Here is a 22,582-nt window from a genome sequence, read left to right on the forward strand (position 1 = left end):
GCTTACCCATAGTCCGTTCGGGCCATTCAAGATTGGGCCCGAAGGGGGTGTTGCGCTGTGCCCACCTTCCGTAACGTCCTCAACTGGCGGCGGTGAATATGCCGCTGCCGCCGTGGGGGAGCCTCGATTCGGGAGAGGACGGCGCCGGTATGGGCTGGGTAACCGACTGGAGTGCGCAGGCCGCCTGCCGCACTACCGATCCGGATGAACTGTTCGTTCAGGGAGCAGCGCAGAACAGGGCCAAGGCGGTGTGCACCGGGTGTCCGGTACGCACGGAGTGCCTGGCCGACGCGCTCGACAATCGCGTCGAATTCGGCGTGTGGGGAGGAATGACCGAGCGGGAGCGCCGCGCACTGCTGCGCAGGCGGCCCACGGTGACCTCCTGGCGCAGGCTCCTGGAGACAGCGCGCTCGGAATACGAGCGGGGGACCGGCATCGTCCCCCTCGACAACGACGAGGTGTACGAGAACTACGCGGCAGTGAGCTGACTCACCCGCCGCACGAGCCACTGAACAACCTTGCCGGTCCTGCCGGAGGCATAGGCCGTCCGCAGACTCCGCAGGCATGCGACCGGTTTGGCCGCCGGTGTACGGCGGGCCGGCTACGGCAGCTCCGTCCGGCCGGCCGCGAGCCGGTCGCCGATGTCCCGCAGTCCCGCGAGGTCATGCACATCGCCGGGCAGCGCGGCCACTTCGACCACGGCCACCTCGGGGTGACGTGCGGTGAAGCGGTCACGTGTGCGCTGCTCGCGGGAGAGCAGCTGCATGCGCTCGGCGTGCAGCCTCAGCAGGCCTGCGGTGAGCTGGTCCACGGTGCGGGCCGGGTCGCCGGAGGAGCCGGGCTCGGGCTGGGACGAGGGGGATTCGTCCGCCTGGGATGCCGCAGAGACCGGGGCTGCCGGGAGGGGCTGGGGCGTCGTCGTCCCGTCGGGTCCGGACGAGGGGGAGCCGTCGGACTCGGACGCGGATGATTCAGAACTGCCGTACGTGTCGGGAGAGTTACGAAGTCCAGCTTTCCCGTCACCCTGATCCACAATGCGGGGCTCCTCAAGATTTTCCGCGACCTCGAGGTTTTCCGCGGCGGCGAGCGCCCGCTCGGCGGACAGCCGGTCGGCGCCGCTGCCGTGGACACGGTTGAGGACCAGACCGACCAGCGGCATGTCCTCCGCGGCCAGCCGCTCCACGAAGTACGCGGCCTCGCGCAGTGCGTCCCGCTCCGGAGCCGCCACCACCAGGAAGGCCGTACCGGGCGCCTGAAGCAGCTTGTACGTCGCGTCGGCGCGCGTGCGGAACCCGCCGAACGTCGTGTCCATCGCGGCCACGAACGTCTGCACGTCCTTCAGCAGCTGGCCGCCGAGCAGTTTGCCGAGGGTGCCGGTCATCATCGACATGCCGACGTTCAGGAAGGCCATGCCCGCGCGGCCGCCCAGCTTCGCCGGCGCGGTGAGCAGACGGATCAGTTTGCCGTCCAGGAAGGAGCCCAGCCGCTTCGGCGCGTCCAGGAAGTCCAGCGCGGAACGCGACGGCGGGGTGTCGACGACGATCAGGTCCCACTCGTCCCGGGCCCGCAGCTGGCCCAGCTTCTCCATAGCCATGTACTCCTGCGTGCCCGCGAAGCCCGCTGAGAGCGACTGGTAGAAGGGGTTGGCCAGGATGGCCGCCGCCCGCTCGGCGTCCGCGTGCGCCTCGACGACCTCGTCGAACGTGCGCTTCATGTCGAGCATCATGGCGTGCAGTTCGCCGCCGGGCCGCCGCCCGTCGTCCACCGCCGGATCGCCGCCCGCGCCCTGTCCGCCGGCCGCGGCCGCATCCCCGGGTGACGCCTCTCCCCGCTCCTCGGTGCCCTTCACCTTCCGTGGCACGTTGTCGAGCGAGTCGATGCCCATGGACTGCGCCAGCCGCTTCGCCGGGTCGATGGTGAGCACGACCACCTTGCGGCCGCGCTCGGCGGCCCGCAGCCCCAACGCCGCCGCGGTCGTCGTCTTGCCGACCCCGCCCGAGCCGCAGCACACCACGATCCGGGTGTCCGGGTCGTCGAGCAGCGCGTCGACGTCGAGCGCGGGCGCGTGGGCCAGTCGGCGCGTGCCGTCCTGCGCCGGGTCCGAAGTCATGACATCCCCTGTTTCCGCAGCTCGGTGGCGAGTTCGTACAGGCCTGCCAGGTCCATCCCCTCGACGAGCAGCGGCAGTTCGTGCCGCGGCAGGTCCAGCTCGGCGAGGACCGTGCGCTGTTCGTGCTCCAGCGCGTACCGCTCGGCGTACTCGGTGGCCTGTGCGAGCAGCGGGCCGACCAGCTGCCCGGCCTTCCCGTCGCGGCGCGCCCCGCCCAGACCGGCGGCGGACAGCGCCTGCGCCACGGCGGTGCGCGGCACGGTCCGTACGAGTTCCAGGTCGGCCGCGTCCAACACCTGCGGCCGCACCATGTTCACGATGACCCGCCCGACCGGCAGCCGCGCGGCCCGCAGTTCGGCGATGCCGTCGGCGGTCTCCTGGACCGGCATCTCCTCCAGGAGGGTGACCAGGTGGACGGCCGTCTCCCTGGACTTCAGCACCCGCATCACGGCCTGCGCCTGATTGTGTATCGGGCCGATCTTGGCCAGCCCGGCCACCTCGTCGTTCACGTTCAGGAAGCGGGTGATGCGGCCGGTGGGCGGGGCGTCCATGACGACGTAGTCGTAGATGAACCGGCCCGACTTGTCCTTCCTGCGCACCGCCTCGCACGCCTTGCCGGTCAGCAGGACGTCCCTGAGGCCCGGTGCGACGGTGGTGGCGAAGTCGATCGCGCCGAGCTTCTTCAGGGCCCGGCCGGCCCCGCCGAGCTTGTAGAACATCTGGAGGTAGTCCAGAAGCGCAAGTTCGGGATCGATGGCCAGCGCGAAGACCTCACCACCTCCCGGCGCGACCGCGATCTTCCGCTCCTCGTAGGGCAACGCCTCCGTCTCGAAGAGCTGGGCGATGCCCTGCCGACCCTCGACCTCCACGAGAAGCGTCCGCTTCCCCTCGGTCGCGAGGGCCAGCGCGAGTGCGGCGGCGACCGTCGTCTTTCCGGTCCCGCCCTTGCCGCTGACGACCTGGAGCCTGCTCACATCTTCGAGACTAACCATTCGGCCGGAGACTCACGCGGGAGGCTGTGGATAACCGTGCGTACGGTCGGCCACGTGTCCCGTCCGTCACAGCGGATACAGTCGGCCCCATGACCAAGTGGGAATACGCAACCGTGCCGCTGCTCGTCCATGCCACGAAGCAGATTCTGGACACCTGGGGCGAGGACGGCTGGGAGCTCGTCCAGGTCGTGCCCGGGCCCAACAACCCCGAGCAGCTGGTGGCCTACCTGAAGCGGGAGAAGCCGTGACGAGCTCCGTCGAGGCCAAGCTGGCCGAACTCGGTCTTTCGCTGCCGGCGGTCGTCCCGCCGCTCGCCGCCTACCAGCCGGCCGTCCAGTCGGGTGTGTACGTCTACACCTCCGGCCAGCTGCCGATGGTGGACGGCAAGCTTCCGGTCACCGGCAAGGTCGGCGCCGAGGTCACCGCGGAGGAGGCCAGGGAACTGGCCCGCACCTGCGCGCTGAACGCCCTGGCCGCCGTGAAGTCCGTCGCCGGTGACCTGGACCGCGTCGCGCGCGTCGTGAAGGTCGTCGGCTTCGTCGCCTCCGCGACCGACTTCACCGGCCAGCCCGGCGTGATCAACGGCGCCAGCGAGCTGCTCGGCGAGGTCCTCGGCGACAAGGGCGTGCACGCGCGCAGCGCGGTGGGCGTCGCGGTACTGCCACTGGACGCGCCGGTCGAGGTCGAGGTCCAGGTCGAACTGCTGCCGTGACCGCCTGCGGTCGCTGCCCTGCCGTAACCGCCTCCGTCGCTGCCCTGCCGTGATCGCATCTGCCCGCCGCGGTGACCGCAGCGGGCCTGGGCCGCGGAAGCCGCGTCGGGCCGGGGGCGGCGATGTCCGCCCCGGCCGCGTCCGCCGTGGCCGTACCGGATCGTCGCTCTGGCCCCGCCGGATCACCGCTGCGGCTGTCCCGGATCGCCGCTGCGGCTGTCCCGGATCGCCGCTGTCGGCCGTCGCCGCTGCTGCTGCGCCAGGCGCCCGGGATGGCCGGGGCGGCCGTAGCGGGCCGCCTCCTCCGCGGCACATCCGGGTGCCCCGGAGCCCCTCTCGAACATTCGCTCCCCACGGGATAGCCTCCGGTAATGGCCGATGGACAGTGGTATCCCCCGGAGTGGCCGGACCGCATCCGCGCACACACGGAGGGCACCCTCGTGCCGGTGTCCCCGAAGCGCGCGGCGACCGTCCTGCTCCTGAAGGACACCCCCGGCGGTCCCGTGGTCCACATGCTGCGCAGACGCGCCTCCATGGCCTTCGCCGGCGGCGCGTACGCGTATCCCGGCGGCGGCGTCGACCCGCGCGACGACGACCACCAGGTCCGCTGGGCGGGCCCCACGCGCGCGTGGTGGGCCCAGCGGCTCGGCGTCGACGAGGCGGGCGCCCAGGCGATCGTCTGCGCGGCCGTGCGGGAGACGTACGAGGAGGCCGGCGTCCTGCTCGCGGGCCCGGCCGCGGACGCCGTGGTCGGGGACACCACCGGGGACGACTGGGAGGCCGACCGTGCGGCTCTGGTCGAGCGTGACCTGTCCTTCGCCCAGTTCCTCGACCGGCGGGGCCTGGTACTGCGCTCGGACCTGCTGGGCGCGTGGACGCGCTGGATCACCCCGGAGTTCGAGACCCGCCGCTACGACACCTGGTTCTTCGTCGCCGCCCTCCCACACGGCCAGCGCACCCGCAACGCCTCCACGGAGGCCGACCGCACGGTGTGGATCCGCCCGTCGGAGGCGGCCGCCGGGTACGACAAGGGCGAGCTGCTGATGATGCCGCCCACCATTGCGACCCTGCGCCAGCTGATGCCGTACGGCACGGCCGCCGAGGCGCTCGCCGCGGCGCCCGCGCGGGACCTGACGCCGGTGCTGGCCCGCGCCCGCCTGGAGGACGGCGAGATCGTCCTGACCTGGCCGGGCCACGGCGAGTTCACCAAGCGCATACCGACCGACCTCACGACCGGGGGAGCCTGAGCATGACGAACGCAGCAGCCCTGCCCGGTCAGCCGCGCGGCGGGGTCCTGTCGGGTCCCGCCACCGCGCGGGCCGTCAACGTGCTGGCGCCCAACGCCTCCGTGATGACCCTGGACGGCACCAACACCTGGATCGTCGCCGAACCCGACTCCGACCTGGCCGTCGTGATCGACCCCGGCCCACTGGACGACGGTCACCTCCAGAACGTCGTCGACACGGCGGAGAAGATGGGTAGGCGCATCGCGCTCACCCTCCTGACCCACGGCCACCCCGACCACGCCGAGGGCGCCGTCCGCTTCGCCGAGCTGACCGGCACGCGCGTGCGTGCCCTCGACCCGGCGCTGCGCCTGGGCGACGAGGGACTGGCGGCCGGCGACGTGATCACCACCGGCGGCCTGGAGCTGCGGGTCGTGTCCACCCCCGGTCACACCGCGGACTCCCTCAGCTTCCACCTCCCGGCCGACCGTGCGGTCCTGACCGGCGACACCGTCCTCGGGCGCGGCACGACCGTGGTGGCCCACCCGGACGGCCGTCTGGGCGACTACCTGGACTCGCTGCGGCGGCTGCGCTCCCTGACCGTCGACGACGGCGTCGACACGGTCCTGCCGGGCCACGGACCCGTCCTGGAGGACGCCCAGGGGGCCGTCGAGTTCTATCTGGCCCACCGTGCCCACCGCCTCGCCCAGGTCGAGACGGCCGTGGAGAACGGCCACCGCAGCCCGGCCGAGGTCGTCGCCCACGTCTACGCGGACGTGGACCGCTCCCTGTGGCCGGCCGCGGAGCTGTCGGTACGGGCCCAGCTGGACTACCTCGGCGAGCACGGGCTGATCTGACGCCGGATCTAATCCCAGCCCTCGGGCCTGGGGGCCTTCACGCCGTGCACGCGCGCGTACTCGTCCGCGAGCCAGGGGCCCAGGTCGTCGACGTACGACCGCAGGACCGTACGGTCGCCGACCGGCTCGTACCCCGACCCGGCCGCGCGGCACAGCTGCCCGGCCCGTTCCGGGTAGTACTCGGCGAACGCCGCGGCCATGTCCCGCAGATCGCTGGTCCAGCCGTTCCAGCGGGGCATGACGAGGGTGAAGCCGGTCCGTACGAGATGCCGGGACATGAAGCGCACCAGGGGCCGCAGGGCCTCCTCGCGGTCGCCCGCGGCCGCGATCCGCTGCCGCCAGCGCGACAGGTGCCGGGCCAGGTCGCCGTTGGTCTCGCGGGCGAGCAGGGAGTCGGGGCGGTAGCGGGGCAGGAACTCGGCGAGGTCCTCGCCGAGCAGCGGGGTGCACTGGCAGGCCACGAACCAGCCGGTGTCGTACCGCTCCCGTTCGTCGAGCACCCGCGCGCGGGAGTAGAGCAGGGTCCCGGCCCCGTCGATCTCCGGGAACTCCTTGTCGAGCGCCTCGCCGAGGGCACGGGCCGCGTCCCGGTCGGCGCCGGCCGGCTCGGCCCGCAGGACGGCCACCAGATCCAGGTCGCTGCGTCCCACGCGCGCGGTGCCGCGGGGGATCGAGCCGTAGAGGTAGGCGCTGTCCAGCCGAGCTCCGAAGACGTCCAGGAGCCGGTCGCGGGCGGCGGCGACCACCGGGCGGAAAACGTGCGGCACGCGCGCGTGCGAGCCCTCGCGCTCGATGAAGCCCAGGGCGTCGAGGCCCCTGGACGGAACAGTTTCAGCCATGGCGCAACCAAATCTGAGCCCGTCCGGCGATCGAGGACGAGGCCGAAGGCCGGCACGCGGAGGTCCGGGGGCGGTGGCCCCCGGAAACGGCGACTACCGCGAACGCTTCGCCAGCCGCTCGACGTCCAGCAGGATCACGGCCCGCGCCTCCAGGCGCAGCCAGCCACGCTGGGCGAAGTCGGCCAGCGCCTTGTTCACGGTCTCGCGGGACGCGCCGACCAGCTGGGCCAGCTCCTCCTGCGTGAGGTCGTGGACGACGTGGATGCCTTCCTCGGACTGCACACCGAAGCGCCGCGACAGGTCCAGCAGGGCGCGTGCCACCCGGCCCGGGACGTCGGAGAAGACCAGGTCGGACATGGCGTCGTTGGTCTTGCGCAGCCGGCGGGCGACGGCGCGCAGCAGGGCGGTGGCCACCTCCGGACGGGCGTTCAGCCACGGCTGGAGGTCGCCGTGGCCCAGGCCCAGCAGCTTGACCTCGGTCAGCGCGGTCGCCGTCGCCGTACGCGGGCCCGGGTCGAACAGCGACAGCTCGCCGATCAGTTCGCCGGGACCGACGACGGCGAGCATGTTCTCGCGGCCGTCGGGGGAAGTGCGGTGGAGCTTTACCTTGCCCTCGGTGACGACATAAAGCCGGTCGCCCGGGTCGCCTTCGTGGAACAGGGAGTCGCCACGCGCGAGGGTCACCTCACTCATGGAGGCACGCAGCTCCGCGGACTGCTCGTCATCGAGCGCCGCGAAGAGCGGGTTGCGCCGCAGAACGTCGTCCACGAGTTCTCTCCTTGTCGACCTGCTCAGGGGATCTTGCTTCCCCTTGGTACCAGGGGACCGTGCTCCCCATTTTGCCGGACGATTCAAACAGTGTGATCTGTCACAAGGATGCCGCACAGGTGTCCCGAGGTAAGCGGCAGGGGTCCAATCGGGGGCTGATCTTCCGGGTCCGGGGCGGATGTCGGTGCCGGGCTCTAGGCTGGCCGAGTGTCCAAATCGCCGGTGAGAGCACAGGCCAAGGGGGCTGGGCGGGTGGTTGTACGTCGTGATTCCGCCGTGGGCGAACAGGGGTCCGATCCCGCCTCTGATGAGCCAAAAAAGGCGACGAAAGCAGCAAAAGCCATAAAGAAGGCAGCGGTGAAGAAGGACGTGGCGAAGACGGCCGTGGCCAAGACGGCGGTGGCCAAGACGGCGGTGGCCAAGACGGCGAAGACGGCGGTGGCCGAAACGGCCGCGGCGAAGAAGTCGGCTCCGACGAAGAAGGCCGCCGCGAAGAAGGCCGTGGCAAAGAAGGCCGTGGCAAAGAAGTCGGCACCGGTCAGGACCGCGACGGCGCGGACCGCCGCCGAGCGGTCCGCGTCCAAAGCCGCCGGGCCCAAGAAGGCCGCGGCGAAGAAAGCCGCGCCTGAGAGGGCCGCTTCCGGGAAGGCCGTCGCCGAGCAGCCGCAGGCGGCCTGGAAGCCCGAGTCGCACACCGCCCTGGTGCGCCGGGCCCGCCGGATCGACCGCGAGCTCGCGGAGGTCTATCCCTACGCCCACCCCGAGCTGGACTTCGAGAACCCCTTCCAGCTGCTGGTCGCCACGGTGCTCTCCGCCCAGACCACCGACCTGCGCGTCAACCAGACCACCCCGACGCTGTTCGCGAAGTACCCCACCCCCGAGGAGCTGGCCGAGGCCAACCCGGAGGAGGTCGAGGAGATCCTGCGGCCGTGCGGTTTCTTCCGGGCCAAGACCAAGTCGGTGATAGGGCTCTCCAAGGCCCTGGTGGAGTCGTTCGGCGGCCAGGTCCCCGGGCGGCTCGAAGACCTCGTCAAGCTGCCGGGCGTCGGCCGCAAGACCGCCTTCGTCGTGCTGGGCAACGCCTTCGGGCGCCCCGGCATCACCGTGGACACGCACTTCCAGCGGCTGGTCCGCCGCTGGCGGTGGACCGCGGAGAGCGAACCCGACAAGATCGAGGCGGCCGTCGGCGCGCTGTTCCCCAAGAGCGACTGGACCGACCTCTCGCACCACGTGATCTGGCACGGCCGCCGGATGTGTCACGCCCGCAAGCCCGCCTGCGGGGTCTGTCCCATCGCCCCGCTCTGCCCGGCCTACGGCGAGGGCGAGACCGACCCGGAGAAGGCGAAGAAGCTGCTCAAGTACGAGAAGGGCGGCTTCCCCGGGCAGCGCCTCAAGCCGCCGCAGGCGTATCTGGACGCGGGCGGCAGGCCGGCGCCGCCGCTGAGCGCCGCATCAGGGATGTGACCCAGGGAACTTCTGAGGGGCGGGAGACGGAACGATCAAGGAGGCTTCGGGCGTTGGAACAGGCAGGCCGGGGCAGCGGGGCGGGACGGGGAATGCCATGACACAGGGCGGCAAGGCGCACACGGGGGATCCGCACGCGGACGTGGCGCTCAGCAAGGAAGGCCTGCCGAAGTGGCTGGACCCGGTGATGCGGGCCGCCGAGACGGTCCAGCCGTTGCAGCTGAGCCGCTTCCTGCCGCCGGAGAACGGCGCGGGACGGCAGTCGGCCGTGCTGATCCTGTTCGGCGAGGGTGAGGAGGGGCCGGAGCTGCTGCTCATGGAGCGGTCCGGCTCGCTGCGCTCGCACGCCGGGCAGCCCTCGTTCCCCGGTGGTGCCCTCGACCCCGAGGACGGCGACCCGAAGGCCGACGGGCCGTTGCGGGCCGCTCTCCGCGAGGCCGAGGAGGAGACCGGGCTCGATCCGGCCGGAGTGCAGCTGTTCGGGGTGCTGCCCCGGCTGTACATCCCGGTGAGTCACTTCGTGGTCACCCCGGTGCTCGGCTGGTGGCGCGAGCCGAGCCCGGTGGGGGTGGTGGATCCGAACGAGACCGCGAAGGTCTTCACCGTCCCCGTGGCGGATCTCACGAATCCGGCCAACCGGGCCACCGCCGTGCACCCCAGCGGCCACCGAGGCCCGGCATTCCTGGTCGAATCAACCTTGGTGTGGGGGTTCACGGCCGGGGTGATCGACCGGCTGCTGCACTACGCGGGATGGGAGCGCTCCTGGGACCGCGAGAAGCTGGTCCCGCTCGACTGGCGGTCATGACAGGGTGTCCACCGTGAATGTGCTGGACATCCTGTTGCTGGTCGCCGCCGTGTGGTTCGCGATCGTCGGCTACCGCCAGGGGTTCGTCGTCGGCATCCTGTCGGTGATCGGTTTCCTGGGCGGCGGGCTCGTCGCCGTCTACACGCTGCCCGTCGTCTGGGACGCGGTGACCGACAACGCCGAGGTGGGTACGACCGCCGCGGTGGTCGCCGTGGTCGTCGTCATCGTCTGCGCATCGGTCGGCCAGGCCCTGACCACGCACCTGGGCAACAAGCTGCGCCGGCACATCACATGGTCCCCGGCGCGCGCCCTGGACGCCACCGGCGGCGCGCTGGTGAACGTGCTGGCGATGCTGCTGGTCGCCTGGCTGATCGGCTCCGCGCTCGCGGGCACCACGCTGCCGACGCTCGGCAAGGAGGTCCGCAGCTCCAAGGTGCTCCTCGGGGTGTCCAGAGCGCTGCCCAACCAGGCCGACACCTGGTTCGCGGACTTCTCCGCGGTCCTCGCGCAGAACGGCTTCCCGCAGGTCTTCAGCCCCTTCGCCAACGAGCCGATCACCGATGTCTCGCCGCCCGACCCCGCCCTCGTGAACAGCGCGGTGGCCACCACCGCCAAGCGGTCCATCGTCAAGGTGACGGGCACGGCGCAGAGCTGCGGCAAGATCCTGGAGGGCACCGGCTTCGTCTTCGCCGACCGCCGTGTCATGACCAACGCGCACGTGGTCGGCGGTGTCGACGAGCCGACCGTCCAGATCGGCGGCGAGGGGCGCAAGTACGACGCCAAGGTCGTCCTCTACGACTGGCGGCGCGACATCGCGGTACTCGACGTGCCGGACCTGCCGGCGAAGGCCCTGAGGTTCTCCGCGGCGGACGCCGGGACCAGCGACAGCGCGATCGTCGCCGGGTTCCCGGAGAACGGGTCGTACGACGTCCGTGCCGCGCGGGTGCGCGGCCGTATCACCGCCAACGGCCCGGACATCTACCACCGCGGCACCGTCCGCCGTGACGTCTACTCGCTGTACGCGACCGTCCGCCAGGGCAACTCCGGCGGCCCGCTGCTCACGCCGCAGGGCCGGGTGTACGGGGTCGTCTTCGCGAAGTCACTGGACGACGCGGACACCGGTTACGCCCTCACGGCTGACGAGATCCAGGCGGACATCGCCCGGGGCCGTACCGCGAATCAGCAGGTCGGGACCGACAGCTGCGCGCTGTGAGGGGTCATGCGCGGGTATGGCGCAGACGGACCGAGACCCAGCGGGCCCGGCGGCGCAGGATGTGCGGGATCCCCACCCTGAGGTCCGTGCCCGGCAACTGCGGGACGGCTCCTCGATGGGAGTTCAGACCGCCCGTCGTACGGCGGTTGCGGGGTGCGTCACTGTAGTCGTGCGTCCAGCCCATACCCCGACGTCTGCCCCCGCCCCAAGGTCGATAACCTCCGGCGCGGCCCTCAATCGGCCTATGCGCGGGGCATGTGGCCGTTCGTAGAACAGGTGTGCAGATCCGGATACCGGGCGCAGCGGCGCGGTCACCGATCCGGCTCGGGGTCCTTCAGCCAGTTGATCAGTTCGGTGGAGAACGCGACCGGGTCCTCCTCGTGCGGGAAGTGCCCGAGCCCGTCGAACAGCCGCCAGCGGTAGGGGGCTTCGACGTACTCGCCGGAGCCGGCCGCGCTGCGGGTGCGGGCCACCGGGTCCAGGGAGCCGTGCAGATGCAGTGTCGGGACGCGCACCGGGCGCTTCATCCGGCGGTTGAACTGGATGCCGTCCGGGCGGGCCAGCGAGCGCACCAGCCAGCGGTACGGCTCGATCGAGCAGTGCGCGGTGGAGGGGATGCACATGGCCCGCTGGTACGTCTCCACCACGTCGTCGTCCGGCAGCCGTGGGCCTGACCAGTCCCGGATCAGCCGGCCGACCAGCGCGCCCCTGTCGGCGGTGAGCTGCCGCTCGGGGATCCACGGCCGCTGGAAGCCCCAGATGTAGGAGGCGGCCGCGGACTGCCGGCGGTCCCGGACCATCGCCGCGCGCCAGCGTCGCGGGTGCGGCATGGACACGACCGCGAGCCGTCGTACCAGCTTGGGGCGCATCGCGGCCGCGGTCCATGCCAGATAGCCGCCCAGGTCGTGGCCGACCAGTGCGGCGTCCGGCTCGCCGAGGGAGCGGATCACGCCCGTGATGTCGAGGGCGAGGTTGGCCGGGTCGTAGCCGCGCGGGGTCCGGTCGCTGCCGCCGACGCCCCTGAGGTCCATCGCGACGGCCCTGAAGCCCGCGTCGGCGAGCGCGACCAGCTGGTGCCGCCAGGTCCACCAGAACTCCGGGAAGCCGTGCACCAGCATGACCAGCGGGCCGTCGCCGAGTTCGGTGATGTGGAAGCGCGCGCCGTTCGCGGCGACGTCCCGGTGGGTCCAGGGGCCTTCGAGCCGTACGGCCGAGGGGGCGGGATCGCTCATGACGACGAGCGTCCCACAGCCTCGATGGCCGGCACGTCATCCCTGGGGAGTGCCGGACGCGGATGCGGCTTGGCGTTCTGCAGTACGCCGGCCGTCTCCTTCACGGACGCGGCCACCTTCTGCGGGCCCTTGCCCTTCTTGGCCTTCTTCGCGAACACCACGCCGATCAGCGCGAGGGCGACGGCCACCAGGACGTTCGCCGCGAAGGAGAGCAGGAAACAGATCGCGAGGTTCCAGTGGCTCCAGGTCCGGATGCCGTACGCCAGCGCGAAGTTGAGCATCGGCAGGGAGAACAGGAGCAGCACGCCGGCCGCCGAGAAGGCGCCGCCGCTCGTCGCGCCCCGCTTGACGTCCTGCTTCAGCTGGGCCTTGGCCAGCGCGATCTCGTCGTGCACCAGCGCCGACATCTCGGCCGTGGCCGAGGCGAACAACTGGCCGATGCTGCGTTCGGCACCGACCGGGCTGCCGTCGGGTGCGCTCATCGCGGTCTCCCTCTGCGTACGTGTCATCGTCTTTTGTACCGTCTCGTCAGATCATGCCGGACGGTTGCCCTGCGCGCCTGCCCCGCCCGGCACTTAGGCAAGCGCGTCGTGCCCGTGGCCGCCTCGCCGGCCCCCGCCCGGTCGTGCCCGCGACGGCCCTCGCGGGCCCCGCCAGGCGCTTCGCGGGGCCTGCCCGGCGGGTCCCCTACCCGGCCGCCCGTCCGGCTTTCTCGGCGGCTATCCGGCGGTGCTCGGCCGCCTTGCGGTCGTAGATCTCCGCCATCCGCAGGTGGTACGCCGGATCGTCCTGCTCGTAGACGTCCGGGATGCCGTCGAGGTCCTCGTCCCGCTCCTCGGCCTCGACCAGCCGGCGGTAGCGGGCGTTGCGGATCTTCAGCAGCACCGTGGCACACAGGGCCGCGATCAGCGAGCCGGTGAGCACGGCGGCCTTGACCTCGTCGGTGAGCACGGCGTCGCCGGCGAAGGCGAGTTCGCCGATGAGCAGCGACACCGTGAATCCGATGCCGGCGAGCGAGGCGACCGCGAAGACGTCACCCCAGGCCAGGTCCTCGCTCAGCGAGGCCCGGGTGAAGCGGGCGGTCAGCCAGGTCCCGGCGAATATCCCGACCGTCTTGCCGACGACCAGCCCGAGGACCACCCCGAGCGTCTCGGGCTTGCCGAACACGTCCCCGAGCGCCCCGCCGGACACCGTCACGCCCGCGCTGAAGAGCGCGAACAGCGGCACGGCGAGCCCCGCCGACAACGGACGCACCAGATGTTCGATGTGCTCGCCGGGGGAGTGCTGCTCACTCTGGCGAGTGGTGCAGCGCAGCATCAGGCCCATGGCGACACCGGCGATGGTCGCGTGCACCCCGCTGTTGTACATCAGCGCCCAGATGACGAGGGCGAGCGGCACGTACACGTACCAGCCGCGTACGCCCTTCCTCAGCAGCAGCCAGAAGACGGCCAGCCCGAGGACCGCGCCGCCGAGCGCGGCGAAGTCGATCCGGGCGGTGAAGAAGACCGCGATGATCAGGATGGCGAAGAGGTCGTCGACGACCGCGAGGGTGAGCAGGAAGGCGCGCAGGGCGCCCGGCAGCGAGGTCCCGATGACGGCCAGCACGGCGAGAGCGAAGGCGATGTCGGTGGCCGTGGGCACCGCCCAGCCCTGGGTGGAGCCGCCGCCGGCGAGGTTGGTGAGGGTGTAGACGAGCGCCGGTACGGCCATCCCGCACAGCGCGGCGACCACCGGCAGCACGGCCGCCTTCGGGTCCCGCAGGTCGCCGGCCACCAGTTCGCGCTTGAGCTCGATGCCGGCGACGAAGAAGAAGACCGCCAGCAGTCCGTCGGCGGCCCAGTGGGTGACGGAGAGGTTCAGGCCGAGGGCGCCGGGGCCGAAGTGGAAGTCGCCGACGCTCGCATAGCCGTGGTGCAGCGCCGGGATGTTCGCCCAGACCAGCGCGGCTATCGTGGCGATCAGCAGCAGCACGCCGCCGACGGTCTCGGTCCGCAGCGCGTCCGCCACGAAGGTGCGCTCGGGCAGCGAGAGCCGGTCGAGGACCTTGCGGGCGGCGTTGGTGCGGGGCGCGGACACGGAGACCTCCGGTCGGTGGGCAGGACGGGACTACTGCCGACCAGACTTCCCGGCACACCTTGAGAATCACGCTGTGAGGTTGACGCTACTTTGCTTAGTTTACCTAAGGTGTGCCGGGGGCTGCCAGGTGGTTCTCACGCTAGGTGCAAAAGGGGCGCCCGGCGCGTTTCGCGCCGGGCGCCCCTTCGGGACCGTCGGACGGGGTCAGTCCTCGCTGGGCGCAGCCGGGAGCTTCGTCTGGATGAGGTCCATGACCGTCGAGTCCGTCAGCGTGGTGACGTCACCGAGCTGGCGGTTCTCGGCGACGTCGCGCAGCAGACGGCGCATGATCTTGCCGGAGCGGGTCTTCGGCAGCTCCGCCACCGGCAGGACCCGCTTGGGCTTGGCGATCGGGCCGAGCGTGGCGCCGACGTGGTTGCGCAGCGCGTTGACGAGGCCCTCGTCCTCGGCGTTCGCCGTGCCGCGCAGGATCACGAACGCGACGATCGCCTGCCCGGTCGTCTCGTCCGCCGCGCCGACCACGGCCGCCTCGGCGACCGACGGGTGCGACACCAGCGCCGACTCCACCTCGGTCGTCGAGATGTTGTGCCCGGAGACGAGCATGACGTCGTCCACCCGGCCGAGCAGCCAGATGTCGCCGTCGTCGTCCTTCTTCGCCCCGTCACCGGCGAAGTACTTGCCCTCGAAGCGCGACCAGTAGGTGTCCAGGAACCGCTGGTCGTCGCCCCAGATGGTGCGCAGCATCGACGGCCACGGCTCGGTCAGCACCAGGTAGCCGCCACCGCCGTCGGGCACCTCGTGGGCCTCGTCGTCCACCACGGTGGCCGAGATGCCGGGCAGCGGAGTCTGCGCCGAACCGGGCTTGGTCGCGGTGACACCAGGCAGCGGCGAGATCATCATCGCGCCGGTCTCGGTCTGCCACCAGGTGTCCACGATGGGGGTCCGGTCGGCGCCGATGTGCTTGCGGTACCAGATCCAGGCCTCGGGGTTGATCGGCTCGCCCACCGAACCCAGCACCCGCAGGGAGGACAGGTCGAACTTCGCGGGGATGTCGTCGCCCCACTTCATGAACGTCCGGATCGCGGTGGGCGCGGTGTACAGGATCGTCACCCCGTACTTCTGCACGATCTCCCAGAACCGGCCCTGGTGCGGGGTGTCCGGGGTGCCCTCGTACATCACCTGGGTCGCGCCGTTGGCCAGCGGCCCGTACACGATGTACGAGTGGCCGGTCACCCAGCCGACGTCGGCCGTGCACCAGTACACGTCCGTCTCCGGCTTGAGGTCGAAGACCGCCCAGTGCGTGTACGACGCCTGGGTGAGGTAGCCGCCCGAGGTGTGCAGGATGCCCTTCGGCTTACCCGTCGTACCGGACGTGTAGAGGATGAACAGCGGGTGCTCGGCGTCGAAGGCCTCGGGCGTGTGCTCGGCCGACTGCCGTTCCACGATCTCGTGCCACCACACGTCCCGTGTGTCGTCCCAGGCCACTTCCTGCCCGGTGCGCCGTACGACCAGCACGTGCTCGACGTTGCCCGCCTTGGCGGCCGCCTCGTCCACGGCCGGTTTGAGGGCCGACGGCTTGCCCCGCCGGTAGCCGCCGTCGGAGGTGATGACCACCTTGGCGTCCGCGTCCTGGATGCGGGTGGCGAGCGCGTCCGCCGAGAAGCCGCCGAAGACCACGGAGTGCGCGGCGCCGATCCGGGCGCAGGCGAGCATCGCGATCGCCGTCTCCGGGATCATCGGCATGTAGACCGCGACCCGGTCGCCCTTCTGGACTCCGAGCTCCAGCAGGGCGTTCGCCGCCTTGGAGACCTCGTCCTTCAGCTCGGCATAGGTGATCGCGCGGCTGTCGCCGGGCTCGCCCTCGAAGTGGATGGCGACCCGGTCGCCGTTGCCGGCTTCCACGTGCCGGTCCACGCAGTTGTACGCGACATTGAGCTCGCCGTCCTTGAACCACTTCGCGAACGGCGGGTTCGACCAGTCCAGCGTCTCGTTCGGCTCCTTGGCCCAGGTCAGCCGGCGGGCCTGTGCGGCCCAAAAGCCGAGCCTGTCAGCCTTGGCCTGTTCGTACGCCTCGGCCGTGACATTGGCTTTCTCGGCCAGGTCAGCAGGCGGCGCGAAGCGTCGCTCCTCCTTCAAGAGGTTGGCCAGGCTTTCGTTGCTCACGACATCTCCCTTTCCAAGGGTGTCCGTTGTGTCCCAGGCCACAGCTCATCAGACCCGGGGGCCCGGTGACAAGGGCCGTCGAAAAATTGGTTTAGACCTGTCGCGGGTGGCGGAGCGCGCGGAGCCCGCCGGCGCCGGCCTGGACGGCGCCGGCAGGTCTCCGCCGCCCTTCCTCAGGCCGGGTCACGCAGTTCCTCCGCGCCCGGTACCCCCTCGAACACCTCTCCCTCGTCCTCACCGTCCGCCCGGCGCAGCAGATACGCCTGCGCCTCGCCCACATGGAAGTACATCCCGTGCAGCTCCAGCTCGCCGGCCGCCAGCGCGCCCGCCACCGAGTCGTGCGCCCGCAGATGCTCCAGCTGCTGGACCACATTGGTCAGGCAGAGCCGTTCCGCCGTGTCCGCCGCCGCGCGCCGGGCCAGCCGCACCCCCGAGCGGCCGTCGTCGGCCAGCCGCGCCAGGCTCGGCAGTGCGTGCCGCAGCCAGCGCCCGAGCGGACTCGTGCCGCCCCCGGACCCGGAGTCCAGCAGCGCCTGCATCGCCCCGCACCCGGAGTGGCCGCACACCGTGATGGACCGCACCTTCAGTACGTCCACCGCGTACTCGATCGCGGCCGACACCGAGTCGTCGCCGTTCTCCTCGCCCGGAAGGGGGACCAGGTTCCCGACATTGCGGACCACGAACAGGTCCCCCGGGCCGCTGGAGGTGATCATCGACGTGACGAGCCGGGAGTCGGCGCAGGTCAGGAAGAGCTGCGACGGCTGCTGCCCCTCACGAGCCAGCCGGGCCAGCTCCTCCCGCACCAGGGGAGCGGTGTCGCGCTGGAACACGCCGACCCCGTGGGCGAGTTCATGGCCGGCGGCAACCACTCCGCCGCCGCCCGGGCGGGCGAGGCCCGATCCGACGAGGCCCGGTCCACGGCCGTGACCCGCACGGGGCTCGGGCTGAGGCCCGTGCTCCGGTCCGTGCCCGTACTGCGGTGCACGCACGCCCACCCGGCAGCCGGTCAGCTCGGCGGAGCCGCCCTGCGCGATGTGGGCCCGGCGCCAGTCCCGCAGTGACTCGTAGGCCGCGTGGTCCATGAACGAACCGTCCAACTCCACCACCGCGTCGGCGCCTTGGGGTACCAGGTGCAGGGCTCTGCTGAGCCGGGGCACCGCCAGGAACGTCAGCTGTCCTCTTACATGTACGCGATGGACTCCTTCCTGCTCTTCGTGGGTGATGCGGGTGCGGGCGAGGCGGTTCAGGGCGACGGCCACGGCGACGGCGACCCCGAGGAGCACGCCTTCCAGGACGCCGAGGAGCACCACGCCGAGGGTGGTGACGACGTACACCGCGACCTCACGGTGGCGGGTCACCGTGCGGATGTGGTGCAGGGACACCATCTGGATGCCGACGGCCATCACCAGGGCGGCGAGCGAGGCGAGCGGGATGAGGTCCAGGACCGGGACCATCAGCAGCGCGGCGGCTACTACGAAAACGCCGTGCAGCATCGTGGAGTTCCGGCTGACGGCACCGGATTGCACATTCGCCGAACTGCGCACCGCGACCCCCGCGACCGGCAGTCCGCCGAGCGCCCCGGAGACCATGTTGGCCGCGCCCTGACCGAGCAGTTCGCGGTCCAGGTCGGAGCGTCCGACCCGGGACTGGGGTCCGGGGCGGCCGGCCACCAGCTTGTCGACGGCGACCGCGCCGAGCAGCGACTGCACGCTGCACACCAGCGTGGTGGTGAGCACGGCGGCGACGACGCCGAGCACCGGCCCCTTTGGCAGCCCCGCCAGGGCGTGGCTGCTCCAGGACGGCAGGTCGACCCGGGGCAGGGCGAGTCCGGTGAGCGAGGCGGTCACGGTGGCACCGGCGACGGCCACCAGGGCCGCCGGGACCGTCCGCAACAGGCGGCCGGCTCTGCCGGGGATCCGGGGCCAGCCGAACAGCAGGGCCAGGGTCAGCATGCTCATCGCCACGGCGGCCGGATGCAGGTGCGCCAACTGGGCGGGCAGCGCGCGGACGTTGGCCAGGACCGAACTCTGCGGATTGCCGCCGAGCACGATGTGCAGCTGGGCGACGGCGATGGTGACGCCGATGCCGGCCAGCATGCCGTGCACCACGGCCGGGCTGACCGCGAGCGCGGTGCGTGCCACACGCAGGCAGCCGAGGCCCAGTTGGGCCAGTCCGGCGAGGACGGTGATGCCGCAGGTGGCCTGCCAGCCGTACCGGTGGATCAGATCGGCGGTGACCACGGTCAGGCCGGCGGCCGGGCCGCTGACCTGGAGCGGGCAGCCGCCGAGCCGCCCGACGACCAGTCCGCCGACGGCCGCCGCGACCAGCCCGGCCTGGAGCGGGGCGCCGGTGGCGAGGGCGATGCCGAGGGAGAGCGGCAGCGCGATCAGGAAGACCGAGACGGACGCGGACAGGTCGGCGCCCGCGATCCGCAGGTGGCGGCGCGGGGGCACCGGCGAGCTCGGCGGCCGGTCGGTGCCCTTGGTGGGCTGGGGACTTGTGGCTTCGGCCCGGACTCCGAACCGGGCCGGGCCGAGGTTCTCGGGGTGGGTGGGTACGCAGGCGGATGACATGTTTCCCGTCTCCTCCGGGGCAGCGCGGTCGCGGAACAGGGGGGTCCCCTCGCCAGCGGGCCGGGACATGGCCGCGGTCGTGGGTCACGGCGTGCAGGGGCGGGATGAATCAACACTCGGTAAATGAATCGTAATGCAGAGTAAAGGTCAGGCATGGATTTTCTACGCAAATGGGGCACTTCTTCACCTCCATGGGTGAAGTGAGCAGTTCATCGGCTTGTCGTATTAATCCCTCTCTCGGTCCTATGCGACCTTGACGGCGCTGTCGGCACATATCCGGCACATCGCCATAGAACGCCGTGATCGGCGTTCTGCCGAGAGAAGGAAGAAGGTGGGCGGAATTGGCCGCCACCCAGAGGATCGCCGTCGGCGCCGTGGCCGCGGCCTGTGCCGCGTCGCTGGCGGGTTGCGCGACCGGCACCAACACCAAGGAAGGGGCGCCGGGGCCGCAGAAGGGAGCACCGGCGCCCCAGAGCGTGGTCCGTCTGATCGGTGACGGTTCCACCGCGTACACCGGGGCGCAGCCCCATCTGCCCCGGCCGGAGAAGCTCCAGCCGGGCGAGAAGCCCCCGCAGTTCGTGGTGTTCTCCTGGGACGGCGCGGGCGAGGACAGCCAGAAGCTGTTCTCGCACTTCCGCAAGATCTCCAAGGAGAACAACGCGACCATGACGTACTTCCTCAGCGGCGTCTACATGCTGCCCGAGGAGAAACGTGACCTCTACCGGCCCCCGCAGCACTCGCCCGGCCGTTCCGAGATCGGCTTCAACGACGAGCAGGGCATCACCGACACCGTCAAGCAGCTGCGGCTGGCCTGGCTGGAGGGCAACGAGATCGGCACCCACTTCAACGGGCACTTCTGCGGCCCCGACGGAGGGGTCGGCGAGTGGTCGGTGGCCGAGTGGAAGAGCGAGATCGCCCAGGCCAAGCGGTTCGTGAAGAACTGGAAGACCAACACGGGCATGAAGGACGCGGCGCCTTTGCCCTTCGACTACGACAAGGAGCTCATCGGCGGCCGCACCCCCTGCCTGGAGGGGCAGAAGAACTTCGTGAAGGCGGCGAGCCAGCTGGGCTTCCGCTACGACACCAGCGGTGTCAACGACCAGGTCTGGCCCAAGAAGAAGGAAGGGCTGTGGGACCTGTCGATGCAGCTCGTCCCCTTCCCCGGTCACTCCTTCGAGCAGCTGACCATGGACTACAACTTCATGGTCAACCAGTCCGGCACCTCGACCCAGGGCGATCCCGACAAGTACGACTACTGGGGCGACCAGATGCGTGACGGTCTGATCCAGGGCTTCAACCGGGCCTACAACGGCAACCGCGCGCCGCTCGTCATGGGCAACCACTTCGAGTCCTGGAACGGCGGCACCTACATGCGGGCCATCGACGAGGTCGTCGAGAACGTCTGCAACAAGCCCGAGGTGCGCTGTGTCTCCTTCCGCGAGCTGGCCGACTGGCTGGACGCCCAGGACCCGAAGGTCCTGGCGAGGCTGCGCACTCTGAACGTGGGCGAGGCCCCGCGGCAGGGCTGGGCGTCCTTCCTCTCCGGTCGTCCCGCCCCGGCGCCCAAGGGGGTGCCCGGGGCGCCGGCGGTCAAGCAGTAGGCGGGGACCGGCGCCCTGCCGGCGGAGTGCCCACCTCCGTCAGACGGCAGCCGCCACTCCCTCGCCGAGGACGAAGCCGGGGTCGATCTGCGCCGCCAGGTCGACCCCGGTGCGCTCGTTGCCCCACGACTGGGCGTTCTTCAGGTGGAAGTGCACCATCTGCCGGGTGTAGCGCTCCCAGTCCCGCAGGTCGTACGTGGCGTCAGTGGCGACCTTGAGGGTGCGCAGGGCGCGGGAGTTGGCGTCCTCCAGGAGCTCGAACCGGGGCGGGCGGCCCTTCTCCATGGCGCGCACCCAGTCCGAGTGCCCCACCGTGACCAGCAGGTCGTCCCCGACCTCCGCGCGGAGGAAGTCGATGTCGTCCTGTCCCCGCACCTTGTTGCCGACGACCTTCAGCACGACGCCGAAGTCCCGGGCGTACTCCTTGTACTGGCGGTAGACGGAGACGCCTTTGCGGGTCGGCTCGGCGACGAGGAAGGTGATGTCGAAGCGGGTGAACATGCCGGAGGCGAAGGAGTCCGAACCCGCCGTCATGTCGACCACGACGTACTCGTCGGGGCCGTCGACGAGGTGGTTCAGGAACAGCTCCACCGCTCCGGTCTTGGAGTGGTAGCAGGAGACGCCCAGGTCGGAGTCCGTGAAGGACCCGGTGACCATCAAACGGACGGCGCCGCCGTCGAGTTCCACCGGGCGCGCACAGGCGTCGTACACCGGGTTGGGTTCCCGTACCCGGACCAGCCGCGAACCCTCGCCGGGCGGGGTGGTCTTGATCATCGTCGCGGCGGAGGCGATGCGCGGGTTGTTGCCGCGCAGGTAGTCCTTGATCACGGAGAGCTGTTCGCCCATCGCGGGCAGCGCGGCCGACTGCGACTCGTCGAGGCCGAGCGCGGGACCCAGGTGCTGGTTGATGTCGGCGTCGACGGCGACGACCGGAGCGCCGGCGGCCGCGAGGTGGCGGATGAACAGGGAGGAGAGCGTGGTCTTGCCGCTGCCGCCCTTCCCGACGAAAGCAATTTTCATGTTCACGAAGGGTAGTCGGCTGGTGGCTCTACGTGTCTGGCGAAGTGAAGAAGACCACTCCTTCGTGGAGTGGCGGGCAGTGGGTGCGTAGGGTCGTACTCATGAGTACGACACGTGCGACCGCCGATCCGCTCGCGGCCCTGGGCTCGCTGCCCGGTGTGGCCGAGTCCGTGGAGTCCGTGCGCAAGGCCGTGGACCGGGTGTACGGGCACCGGGTCATGCGGCGCCGCAGCAACGCCGTCACGTCCGAGGCCGCGCTGCGTGGCGCCCGGGGCAGTGCGGCGCTGTCCGGCGCCGACTGGGCGCTGGAGGAGGTCCGGCGGCGTTCCGACTTCGGTGCCGGCGACGCGCGCGTGGTGGGCGCGGCCCTGCGGCTGACCGCCGAGGCGGGCCAACTGCTCTCCATCTGGCGGCAGTCGCCGCTGCGGGTGCTGGCCCGGCTGCACCTGGTGGCGGCCGCGACCGGGGACGACGGGGTGGGCCGGCCGCGCCGGGCCGGTGAGATCGTCGACGAGCCGCTGATCGAGCTGCCGCTGCCGGACGCCGACGAGGTGTCGGGGCGTCTCGACGGCCTCTCCGAGCTGATCATCGCGGGGAGTTCCGCGCCGGCGCTGGTGACGGCCGCCGTGGTGCACGGGGAGTTGCTCGCGCTGCGGCCCTTCACCTCGCACAACGGGCTGATCGCGCGCGCTGCCGAGCGGATCGTGCTGATCGGCAGCGGCCTCGACCCCAAATCGGTCTGCCCCGCCGAGGTCGGCCACGCCGAACTGGGCCGAGCGTCCTATGCGGCGGCCCTCAGCGGCTATGTCTCGGGCACTCCGGACGGCATGGCGGCCTGGATCAAGCACTGCGGGCGGGCGGTCGAGCTCGGCGTCCGGGAGTCGACCGCGGTGTGCGAGGCGCTGCAGCGCGGCGCGGCGTAACGGCGGTGGCG

At 71.2% G+C, this 22,582-nt stretch carries 21 protein-coding genes; 10 read left to right on the forward strand and 11 right to left on the reverse strand.

Going from position 1 to position 22,582, the window contains the following annotated elements; all coding sequences use genetic code 11:
- The first annotated feature begins 149 nt into the window (after positions 1-149).
- Positions 150-488, forward strand: coding sequence for a transcriptional regulator WblA (wblA, locus tag ACZ4O3_RS31205; RefSeq protein WP_063777071.1), 339 nt, complete (start codon positions 150-152; stop codon positions 486-488).
- A gap of 113 nt (positions 489-601) precedes the next feature.
- Here the strand turns inward: wblA and ACZ4O3_RS31210 are convergent, their stop codons facing one another.
- A complete protein-coding gene (locus ACZ4O3_RS31210) occupies positions 602-2,110 on the reverse strand; it encodes an ArsA family ATPase (protein WP_362722861.1) in 1,509 nt (502 codons plus the stop codon).
- The gene (gene bagA, locus ACZ4O3_RS31215) at positions 2,107-3,084 is read right to left on the reverse strand and encodes an ATPase BagA (protein ID WP_362722864.1); all 978 of its coding nucleotides are present in this window, start codon (positions 3,082-3,084) and stop codon (positions 2,107-2,109) included. The genes ACZ4O3_RS31210 and bagA overlap by 4 nt, the downstream gene beginning before the upstream one ends.
- A gap of 107 nt (positions 3,085-3,191) precedes the next feature.
- On the opposite strand from bagA, the gene ACZ4O3_RS31220 reads away from it, so the two are divergent.
- The 4 genes from ACZ4O3_RS31220 to ACZ4O3_RS31235 all read left to right on the forward strand — a co-directional run bounded on the left by ACZ4O3_RS31220 (position 3,192) and on the right by ACZ4O3_RS31235 (position 5,894).
- Positions 3,192-3,350: a DUF4177 domain-containing protein gene (locus ACZ4O3_RS31220; protein ID WP_019992579.1), complete on the forward strand. Its 159-nt coding sequence runs from the start codon at positions 3,192-3,194 to the stop codon at positions 3,348-3,350.
- Positions 3,347-3,814 carry a RidA family protein gene (locus ACZ4O3_RS31225; RefSeq protein WP_384997077.1) on the forward strand — a complete coding sequence of 156 codons (468 nt, stop codon included), beginning with the start codon at positions 3,347-3,349 and terminating at the stop codon, positions 3,812-3,814. Before ACZ4O3_RS31220 ends, ACZ4O3_RS31225 begins: the two co-directional genes overlap by 4 nt.
- 371 nt (positions 3,815-4,185) lie before the next feature.
- Entirely contained in the window at positions 4,186-5,061 is an 876-nt protein-coding gene (locus ACZ4O3_RS31230) for an NUDIX hydrolase (RefSeq protein WP_467725414.1), read from the forward strand.
- A 2-nt stretch (positions 5,062-5,063) separates the two neighbouring features.
- Positions 5,064-5,894, forward strand: coding sequence for an MBL fold metallo-hydrolase (locus tag ACZ4O3_RS31235; RefSeq protein WP_467725415.1), 831 nt, complete (start codon positions 5,064-5,066; stop codon positions 5,892-5,894).
- 8 nt (positions 5,895-5,902) lie between these two features.
- Here ACZ4O3_RS31235 and ACZ4O3_RS31240 read toward each other — a convergent pair whose 3' ends face one another.
- Together ACZ4O3_RS31240 and ACZ4O3_RS31245 are read right to left on the reverse strand one after the other, a co-directional pair.
- A complete protein-coding gene (locus ACZ4O3_RS31240; protein ID WP_467725417.1) occupies positions 5,903-6,733 on the reverse strand; it encodes a nucleotidyltransferase in 831 nt (276 codons plus the stop codon).
- A gap of 93 nt (positions 6,734-6,826) precedes the next feature.
- Positions 6,827-7,501 carry a Crp/Fnr family transcriptional regulator gene (locus ACZ4O3_RS31245; RefSeq protein WP_018547939.1) on the reverse strand — a complete coding sequence of 225 codons (675 nt, stop codon included), beginning with the start codon at positions 7,499-7,501 and terminating at the stop codon, positions 6,827-6,829.
- A 357-nt stretch (positions 7,502-7,858) separates the two neighbouring features.
- Here ACZ4O3_RS31245 and nth point away from each other — a divergent pair, with 357 nt between their 5' ends.
- The 3 genes from nth (at position 7,859) to ACZ4O3_RS31260 (ending at position 10,983) form a co-directional block, all read left to right on the forward strand.
- A complete protein-coding gene (gene nth, locus ACZ4O3_RS31250; RefSeq protein WP_467725419.1) occupies positions 7,859-8,965 on the forward strand; it encodes an endonuclease III in 1,107 nt (368 codons plus the stop codon).
- 97 nt (positions 8,966-9,062) lie between these two features.
- Entirely contained in the window at positions 9,063-9,770 is a 708-nt protein-coding gene (locus tag ACZ4O3_RS31255; protein WP_362727660.1) for an NUDIX hydrolase, read from the forward strand.
- A 13-nt stretch (positions 9,771-9,783) separates the two neighbouring features.
- Positions 9,784-10,983, forward strand: a complete 1,200-nt coding sequence (locus ACZ4O3_RS31260) for a MarP family serine protease (protein WP_362727668.1) — start codon at positions 9,784-9,786, stop codon at positions 10,981-10,983.
- A gap of 4 nt (positions 10,984-10,987) precedes the next feature.
- On the opposite strand, the gene ACZ4O3_RS31265 is transcribed toward ACZ4O3_RS31260, so the two are convergent.
- From ACZ4O3_RS31265 to ACZ4O3_RS31290, 6 genes are all read right to left on the reverse strand, one after another.
- A complete protein-coding gene (locus ACZ4O3_RS31265) occupies positions 10,988-11,167 on the reverse strand; it encodes a hypothetical protein (RefSeq protein WP_362727662.1) in 180 nt (59 codons plus the stop codon).
- 127 nt (positions 11,168-11,294) lie between these two features.
- Complete coding sequence (locus ACZ4O3_RS31270; RefSeq protein WP_362727664.1) at positions 11,295-12,215, reverse strand: alpha/beta fold hydrolase; 921 nt, start codon at positions 12,213-12,215, stop codon at positions 11,295-11,297.
- Positions 12,212-12,697 (reverse strand): phage holin family protein, encoded by a 486-nt coding sequence (locus ACZ4O3_RS31275; protein WP_351713371.1) that lies wholly within the window; start codon positions 12,695-12,697, stop codon positions 12,212-12,214. The genes ACZ4O3_RS31270 and ACZ4O3_RS31275 overlap by 4 nt, the downstream gene beginning before the upstream one ends.
- A gap of 205 nt (positions 12,698-12,902) precedes the next feature.
- Complete coding sequence (gene nhaA / locus ACZ4O3_RS31280) at positions 12,903-14,291, reverse strand: Na+/H+ antiporter NhaA (protein ID WP_467725422.1); 1,389 nt, start codon at positions 14,289-14,291, stop codon at positions 12,903-12,905.
- Between the two features lie 204 nt (positions 14,292-14,495).
- Positions 14,496-16,454, reverse strand: coding sequence for an acetate--CoA ligase (gene acs / locus ACZ4O3_RS31285; protein WP_362725885.1), 1,959 nt, complete (start codon positions 16,452-16,454; stop codon positions 14,496-14,498).
- 173 nt (positions 16,455-16,627) lie between these two features.
- Positions 16,628-19,027, reverse strand: a complete 2,400-nt coding sequence (locus tag ACZ4O3_RS31290; RefSeq protein WP_467725423.1) for a SulP family inorganic anion transporter — start codon at positions 19,025-19,027, stop codon at positions 16,628-16,630.
- Between the two features lie 341 nt (positions 19,028-19,368).
- Here ACZ4O3_RS31290 and ACZ4O3_RS31295 point away from each other — a divergent pair, with 341 nt between their 5' ends.
- Positions 19,369-20,628, forward strand: a complete 1,260-nt coding sequence (locus ACZ4O3_RS31295) for a polysaccharide deacetylase family protein (protein ID WP_362725674.1) — start codon at positions 19,369-19,371, stop codon at positions 20,626-20,628.
- Between the two features lie 39 nt (positions 20,629-20,667).
- Here ACZ4O3_RS31295 and ACZ4O3_RS31300 read toward each other — a convergent pair whose 3' ends face one another.
- Positions 20,668-21,648: an ATP-binding protein gene (locus tag ACZ4O3_RS31300; RefSeq protein ID WP_362725677.1), complete on the reverse strand. Its 981-nt coding sequence runs from the start codon at positions 21,646-21,648 to the stop codon at positions 20,668-20,670.
- A 101-nt stretch (positions 21,649-21,749) separates the two neighbouring features.
- Between ACZ4O3_RS31300 and ACZ4O3_RS31305 the strand changes: the two genes are divergently transcribed.
- On the forward strand, positions 21,750-22,571 hold the full coding sequence (locus ACZ4O3_RS31305; protein WP_467725425.1) for a Fic family protein: 822 nt from the start codon (positions 21,750-21,752) through the stop codon (positions 22,569-22,571).
- Positions 22,572-22,582 lie beyond the last annotated feature (11 nt).

Source organism: Streptomyces sp. NPDC026515 (assembly GCF_055567595.1).

What these genes read in the sequence shown, in the direction of transcription:
- ACZ4O3_RS31230 (WP_467725414.1), top strand. Translation starts at nt 4,186, where the DNA reads ATGGCCGATGGACAGTGGTATCCCCCGGAGTGGCCGGACCGCATCCGC.
- ACZ4O3_RS31220 (WP_019992579.1), top strand. Translation starts at nt 3,192, where the DNA reads ATGACCAAGTGGGAATACGCAACCGTGCCGCTGCTCGTCCATGCCACG.
- ACZ4O3_RS31240 (WP_467725417.1), bottom strand. Translation starts at nt 6,733, where the DNA reads ATGGCTGAAACTGTTCCGTCCAGGGGCCTCGACGCCCTGGGCTTCATC.
- ACZ4O3_RS31290 (WP_467725423.1), bottom strand. Translation starts at nt 19,027, where the DNA reads ATGTCATCCGCCTGCGTACCCACCCACCCCGAGAACCTCGGCCCGGCC.
- ACZ4O3_RS31305 (WP_467725425.1), top strand. Translation starts at nt 21,750, where the DNA reads ATGAGTACGACACGTGCGACCGCCGATCCGCTCGCGGCCCTGGGCTCG.
- ACZ4O3_RS31255 (WP_362727660.1), top strand. Translation starts at nt 9,063, where the DNA reads ATGACACAGGGCGGCAAGGCGCACACGGGGGATCCGCACGCGGACGTG.
- ACZ4O3_RS31300 (WP_362725677.1), bottom strand. Translation starts at nt 21,648, where the DNA reads ATGAAAATTGCTTTCGTCGGGAAGGGCGGCAGCGGCAAGACCACGCTC.
- wblA (WP_063777071.1), top strand. Translation starts at nt 150, where the DNA reads ATGGGCTGGGTAACCGACTGGAGTGCGCAGGCCGCCTGCCGCACTACC.
- ACZ4O3_RS31265 (WP_362727662.1), bottom strand. Translation starts at nt 11,167, where the DNA reads ATGGGCTGGACGCACGACTACAGTGACGCACCCCGCAACCGCCGTACG.
- ACZ4O3_RS31235 (WP_467725415.1), top strand. Translation starts at nt 5,064, where the DNA reads ATGACGAACGCAGCAGCCCTGCCCGGTCAGCCGCGCGGCGGGGTCCTG.
- ACZ4O3_RS31210 (WP_362722861.1), bottom strand. Translation starts at nt 2,110, where the DNA reads ATGACTTCGGACCCGGCGCAGGACGGCACGCGCCGACTGGCCCACGCG.
- ACZ4O3_RS31275 (WP_351713371.1), bottom strand. Translation starts at nt 12,697, where the DNA reads ATGAGCGCACCCGACGGCAGCCCGGTCGGTGCCGAACGCAGCATCGGC.
- ACZ4O3_RS31270 (WP_362727664.1), bottom strand. Translation starts at nt 12,215, where the DNA reads ATGAGCGATCCCGCCCCCTCGGCCGTACGGCTCGAAGGCCCCTGGACC.